Annotated in this window: 7 protein-coding genes and 1 pseudogene; 3 read left to right on the top strand and 5 right to left on the bottom strand. The window is 70.9% G+C overall.

What is annotated here, in order from left to right; genetic code table 11:
* The 3 genes and pseudogenes from AC1DY2_RS14030 to AC1DY2_RS14040 all read right to left on the bottom strand — a co-directional run.
* Positions 1-132, bottom strand: a pseudogene (locus tag AC1DY2_RS14030) (SHOCT domain-containing protein); the annotation flags it as partial.
* A gap of 37 nt (positions 133-169) precedes the next feature.
* A complete protein-coding gene (locus tag AC1DY2_RS14035; RefSeq protein WP_309978032.1) occupies positions 170-610 on the bottom strand; it encodes a DUF6325 family protein in 441 nt (146 codons plus the stop codon).
* A gap of 24 nt (positions 611-634) precedes the next feature.
* Complete coding sequence (locus AC1DY2_RS14040; protein WP_476762993.1) at positions 635-1027, bottom strand: SHOCT domain-containing protein; 393 nt, start codon at positions 1025-1027, stop codon at positions 635-637.
* A gap of 207 nt (positions 1028-1234) precedes the next feature.
* On the opposite strand from AC1DY2_RS14040, the gene AC1DY2_RS14045 reads away from it, so the two are divergent.
* Positions 1235-1582 carry a carboxymuconolactone decarboxylase family protein gene (locus AC1DY2_RS14045; RefSeq protein WP_476762994.1) on the top strand — a complete coding sequence of 116 codons (348 nt, stop codon included), beginning with the start codon at positions 1235-1237 and terminating at the stop codon, positions 1580-1582.
* Here the strand turns inward: AC1DY2_RS14045 and AC1DY2_RS14050 are convergent.
* Entirely contained in the window at positions 1579-3831 is a 2253-nt protein-coding gene (locus AC1DY2_RS14050) for a winged helix-turn-helix domain-containing protein (RefSeq protein WP_476762995.1), read from the bottom strand. The two genes, AC1DY2_RS14045 and AC1DY2_RS14050, sit on opposite strands and share 4 nt — an antisense overlap.
* Before the next feature lie 172 nt (positions 3832-4003).
* Between AC1DY2_RS14050 and AC1DY2_RS14055 the strand changes: the two genes are divergently transcribed.
* On the top strand, positions 4004-4402 hold the full coding sequence (locus AC1DY2_RS14055) for an SHOCT domain-containing protein (protein WP_309978041.1): 399 nt from the start codon (positions 4004-4006) through the stop codon (positions 4400-4402).
* 15 nt (positions 4403-4417) lie between these two features.
* On the opposite strand, the gene AC1DY2_RS14060 is transcribed toward AC1DY2_RS14055, so the two are convergent.
* A complete protein-coding gene (locus tag AC1DY2_RS14060; RefSeq protein ID WP_476762996.1) occupies positions 4418-5155 on the bottom strand; it encodes an alpha/beta fold hydrolase in 738 nt (245 codons plus the stop codon).
* A gap of 142 nt (positions 5156-5297) precedes the next feature.
* On the opposite strand from AC1DY2_RS14060, the gene AC1DY2_RS14065 reads away from it, so the two are divergent.
* Positions 5298-5889: hypothetical protein (locus AC1DY2_RS14065; protein ID WP_476762997.1), on the top strand; the 592-nt coding region annotated here is incomplete at its 3' end.

The following is a 5889-nucleotide window of genomic DNA, read 5'->3' on the forward strand; positions in this document are numbered from 1 at the left end:
GTACTGCTGCGCCTCCTGCTGCTGCTGCGCCGCGGCCTGCTGCTTGCCGGAGACGGCGCCGCTCACGGCGGTCGCCGTGCCGGCGACCACCGCGGTGCGGGCTGCCATGCCGACCAGTCCAGGTCGGCCCATCCTTCTCATCATCGGCATCGGTCTCGTCCTTCCGTGCTCAGTTCTCGGTGAGCGCGCCGGCGGCGCGCACTTCCTCGACCACGGCGTTCACGACCGGAGCCGGGATGCGCACGGAGTCGACGACGAACCCGTCGGCCTCGAACAGCTTCGAGGCCAGGTGCTTCGCCCAGGTGAGCTCGACCACGAGGAGGAGCGCCGAGGTGCCGAGCGGAAGCCGCCCGCTCAGCTCCTCGAGGTCCTCGTGCGACGCGATGCCCGAGGCGGCGAGGTCGATCTCGCCGATCTCGATGCCCGCCTCGTCGAGCTCGATCCACTCGATCTCCCCGGTCTCGGCCCGGGTGACGTAGACGAGATCGAGCAGACGCACGGTCCCGGCATCCGCCAGGTCGAGGATCGCGTCGAGGACGCCGGCCTTCGGACGGTCGCCCTCGAACGCGGCGAGCACCAGCTCGACGGGCCCGAATTCCAGATCGGTCATGATTCGCCTTTCCTGCTGCCGGCCCTACGCGCCCTGCAGCGCCTTGGCCTTGAGCGCGTCGAACTCCGCCTGCGTGATGGCACCGGAATCGAGCAGCTGCTTGCCCTTCTCGATCTCGGCCGCCGTCGACGACGAGGAGGATCCGGCCACCGTGCGGATGTAGTCCGCGTTGGCGGCCTGGGCCTCGGCGGCCCGAGCTGCATTGCGCTCCGCCATCCCGCGGCCCCGGGCGATCAGGTAGATGAATGCGGCCAGGAACGGCAGGAACACGAGGAACAGCACCCACAGGGCCTTGCCCCAGCCGTTCAGCGTGTTGTCCCGGAAGATGTCGATGAACACGGTGATGAAGATCCAGATGCACGCGATGATCACGTAGAACCAGAAGAGCCACACCAGGAAGTCCCAGAAGCTGTTCATACCAACGGCCTTTCGTTCCGCTTGACCGGTCTCGCCGGTATCCCTTCGGACGCTAGGCGGCGAGGTTCCCCCTCGCATCACGCAGATCGGATGATCCTCGCCGCTTCAGAGCATCGTCGGACCGAATCATCCCATCTGCATGATGCGTGGGATCGCCGCAGGGCGTGCACTGGTGCGTAACTTCGACCGACGGGGAAGGGGGCCGCCGTGGACTACACGGACCGCCTGCGCAGGCTCGCGATCAACGACGAGCGGCTCGCGGAGGAAGGCCTCGATGACCTGGGCGTCGGCGTCGTCGGACTCGACGCGAAGTCGCTGGCGCTCGCCCGCATCGCGGCCCTCGTCGCGGTCGGCGGAGCGGAACCGTCGTTCGGGTCGCAGGCGGACGCGGCGGTGAGCGCTGGGGCGACACCGGGCGAGATCGTCGACGTGCTGGTCGGCATCATCTCCGTCGTCGGGCTGCCCCGCGTGGTGGCGGCGGCGCCGAAGGTCGCGATGGCGCTGGGCCACGATATCGACGACGCATTCGACGACGCCGGCGTCACTCGCGACTAGGCGCCGAGCAGGCCCAGCGCCATGGCGCGCTCCACCGCTTCGCTGCGCGCCGAGACGCCGAGCTTGCGGTAGATGGAGCCGACCTCGGAGCTCACGGTGTTGCGCGAGATGAACAGGCGCTCGCCGATCTCGCGGATGGACAGGTGCGTCTGCAGGTACGGCAGCAGCCTGAGCTCGGCGGGCGTGAGCGGCGGGCCGCCGATCGGGCCCGGCTGCTCGCTCGACGTCACGGTCTCGCGGAGTCGGGCGGCCTCGTCGACGAGGGTCCCCAGCGCCGGACGATGCAGGAGGATGTCGTCGATCTCCCGCAGGAGGTGCGCGGAGGTGGCGCGGTCGGCGAGCGCCCAGAACACCCTCGCCAGCTCGAGTCGCACGCGCACCGAGATGTGCGGCACGGCGGACGTGCACGTGGGCCGCGCCCGCATCGCCCTCGTGAGCTGTCGGTGCGCGGCCGGAAGGTCACCTCGGTGCACCTCGAGGCGGGCGGCCTCGACGAACGTGAGCACGGCGGTGGCGTAGTCGTGCATGTGCCGGCGCTCGATCGCGGCGAGGGCGGTCTGCACATGGCCGTCGGCGTCGCTCCACCGGCCCGAGTCCATGGCGAGCTTCGCGAGCTCGGACTCGCTGACGATGAGCACGTCGTTGTTGCCTCGCGCCGCCGCGGTCGCCGAGCACTCCGCGAAGGCGGCCGCCGCGAGTTCGGTGGAGCCGAGCAGCAGGTGCGCCTGGCCGAGGAGTGCCAGCGCCTGGTCTCGCCACGGACTCCACGACGGCTCGGCGTCGAGGGCGAATCTGGCGTCCGACAGCGCCTGTTCCGGGCCGGCGGGGCACATCATCGCCCGCAGCATCGCGCGCGCTGACTCGAACGAGGCGGATCCGTCGTCGGGCACGCCGTCGTAGGACGCATGCTCGAGCACCGACGCCCAGCGGTCCGCTTCGTTGACCTGCCCGGTGAGGGCCGCGAGCCAGCCGGCGAGCACGGCGAGCGGGGGATACGCCTCGATCGCCGGGTCGCCGAGCGCGGCGAACCACCGCTGCACTGTCGTCAGTTGACCGGCCTGGTAGGTGTCGAGGGTCACGGTCGACACGAGGTGCGTCGCCCGGGGCCGCTCGCCGGCGTCGTCGAGCAGGTGCTCGATCGCCATGGCGGGGGAGCCGTGGTCCTCGAACCAGGAGGCAGCAGCGAGGTGGAGGGCAGCGACCTCCTCGGGTTCCACCCGGCGCAGCTCCCCGAGCAGGAACTCGCGGAAGAGCGCGTGATAGCGGTACCACTCGCGGCGGCGATCCAGGGGGACGAGGAACACGTTGGCGGCCTCGAGCTCGCGCAGCATCTCCTGGGAGTCGGCGCGGTCGAGCACCGCGTCGCAGAGCTGCGCGGAGAACGTGTCGAGCGTCGCCGTGCGGCGGAGGAACTGCTGTTGCGGCTCCGTGAGCTTGGCCATGGACTCGCGATAGAGGTAGTCGGCGACGTAGCGGTCGTCGCCGGAGACGGCGACCGACTGGGCACCGGTGTCGTGCGCGATGACCGCGGCGAGGTACAGCCCGACCGGCCAACCCTCGGTGCGCTCGGCGATCATCGCCGCGTCGTCGGGACTCAATGGCACGTCGGCGTCGGCGAAGATCGCCGCGGCGCCGACCGCGTCGAGGGCGAGCTCGGACGTGGTGAGCTCGAACGTCTGCCCGGAGGCCCGGAGTCGGGCCAGGTGCGGCTGTTCCCCGCGGCTGGCGACGATCACCTGCGAGTCGCGCGGGACCCCCGCGAGGACGATGCTGAGCACGTCGTGGCACGCGGGCGAGCGCACCACATGGAGGTCGTCGATCATCAGGACGAACGGCGCGGGTGCGGTACGCAGGGCGGATGCCAGGAGCGGAGCCGCGCGTCCGAGTGCCGACCCACCGTGCCCCCGCACATCGTCGGCGAGGGATTCGCGCCCCGGGGAGATGCGGGCGAACGCCGAGGCGAGCAGCGTCAGCAGGGCGGCGGGGTCGTCGTCGAACCGGTCGAGCGACACCCAGGCGACGGGACGGTGCTCGAGGCGCGCCCACTCCGCGAGGAGCGTCGACTTGCCGTACCCGGCGGGGGCGGTGACCCCGACGACCCGGCGTTGTGCCGCACGGGCTTCGGCGATGAGCGGGGCTCGACTGACCGAGCCACGGGCTGGGGGCTCCGGGACTGACAACTTGGCGTCGAGCAGGAGGCGATCCAGCTCGACCTCCGACGCGAGGGACGCCGGAGCTTCCTCGAACACGTTCGAAGCCTATTCATCGCACAGAGGATTACTCAAGAGCCCGCGGACGCGGCGTGTCGGAACAGCAGGAGAACATTCCCCGCACGGGATGTGTCATCCGTGGCACCCCGGGGAGTAGGTTGGCGACACGGCCGCCGGGCGGCCGCGGCATCCGACACCGTAGGAGACTTCGATGACCTTCTTGAGCAGCGTCTGGGACGTGTTCTGGTTCTACTTCATGATCTTCGCGTACATCGCGTATCTCTTCGTGCTGGTGTACATCCTGATCGACATCTTCCGCGACCACACGCTGAACGGCTGGCTCAAGGCGCTCTGGGTCCTCCTCCTCGTCTTCGTGCCCTGGCTGACCGCCATCGTGTACCTCATCGTGCGCGGCAAGTCGATGTCGGAGCGCACGGAGGCGCGGCGCAACCCGAACATCGTCGAGTACTCCGACGCCGAGGTGCGCTCGGTCTCGTTCGCCAGCCCCACCGACGAGATCGCGAAGGCACAGGCGCTCCGCGACCAGGGCGTCATCAGCGACGGCGAGTTCGAGGCGCTCAAGGCCAAGGCACTCGGCAACAAGTTCTGACGCCGACGGGCGTGATCAGACGGTGCCCGCGGCCGCGAGGATGGCGGACACGGCGGCATCCGGGTGCGAGACCATCGACACGTGCGACGCGCCGTCGACCTCGCTGACCGTCGACCCGGCGCGCTCGGCCATGCGGCGCAGCACGGCGACCGGGATGACGCGGTCGTCGGTGCCGATGACCGCCCAGCTCGGGATCGTCTTCCACGCGGGCGCACCCGACGGCGTGACGTTCGCCACGAGTGACGCCGGGCGCTGGCTGGCGACGATCGTCCACCGGTCGGCTTCGGGAAGGTCCTGCGCGAACGAGCCGTGCACGACGTCGGCCTTCAGGAAGACCTCCGCCGCACCCTCGGGCGCCCCGGGGTACCCGGCGATGTCGAACACCGACGTCGGGTCGGCCACGGCGAGCGCGGAGCCCGAGCCGTCGAGGATCTGCAGCACCGTCTCGCCCTGGTCGGGCATGAAGGCGTTGACGTAGACGAGCGCGCGGACGTCGCCCGCCGCGGCACCCGCGTTGGTGATCACCGCTCCGCCGTACGAGTGGCCCACGAGCACGACCGGCCCGCTCGTGCGCTGCGCCAGGAAGGACGCGACGTACGCGGCATCCTCCGTGAGCCCCCGGAGGAGGTTCGGCGGGACGAGCACGGTGAATCCCTGCACCTGCAGCGCCCTCGTCACCGCCTCCCAGCTCGARCCGTCGGCCCACGCCCCGTGCACCAGCACGATCGTCGGCTTCGTCGTCGCATCCGTCATCGTTCGCCCTTCCTCGACTGGGCGAGGCCCGACCGGCGCCGCCACCGCGCACACTACGCAAGACGCCGACGGCGCGCCAGAGCGGAGCATGCCGGATCGGCGCTCGCTGGCACGTCGCCGGGGAACGCCGTAGCCTCGGCTCATGGCGCGCTCACCGTCGACCCCGTCGGCCGAACCAGCCGACTTCGACGTGCGGGAGTTCGCGAGGTCCGCGCGCGGCAGCCTGCGCGACGACCTCGACCTCGACGCGATCGCGTCGGTGCGGCACGACCGCGATGTCGTGGCCGTGCTGGGAGACGTGCGCGCGCTGGAGGGTGCGACGATGGCGCACCTGCGCAACGTCCTCGTGTCGCCGACGCACAAGGACGCGCGAGTCACGGCCTTCCTCGTCACCTGGGCGTTCGAGAAGTTCTGGATCGCCGATGCGCTCGCGGCGGTCATCGAGGCGTGCGGCGGCAGCGCGGGCGTCGCCGGCGGTCCGGATGCCACGCTGCCACGCGGCATCCGACAGGGCCCGGGTCCCGTACGCCGCGCCCTCGCCGGCTTCACGCAGGGCTCGGACATCGTCGGCGCGCACCTGACCGTGGGACTCGTCGACGACTGGATCGGCGAGGCGCTGTACGCACGCGTGCTCGCCCACGACCCGTCGCTCGCCGTCGCCATCGCCCGGGTCGCGGCGATCAGGGAGCGGCACACCCGCTTCTTCGCAGGGGAGTCCGGCCGGCGCCTCCCGG

The sequence above is a fragment of the Agromyces sp. P1_H4 genome (assembly GCF_056405255.1).

What these genes read in the sequence shown, in the direction of transcription:
- AC1DY2_RS14035 (WP_309978032.1), bottom strand. Translation starts at nt 610, where the DNA reads ATGACCGATCTGGAATTCGGGCCCGTCGAGCTGGTGCTCGCCGCGTTC.
- AC1DY2_RS14040 (WP_476762993.1), bottom strand. Translation starts at nt 1,027, where the DNA reads ATGAACAGCTTCTGGGACTTCCTGGTGTGGCTCTTCTGGTTCTACGTG.
- AC1DY2_RS14055 (WP_309978041.1), top strand. Translation starts at nt 4,004, where the DNA reads ATGACCTTCTTGAGCAGCGTCTGGGACGTGTTCTGGTTCTACTTCATG.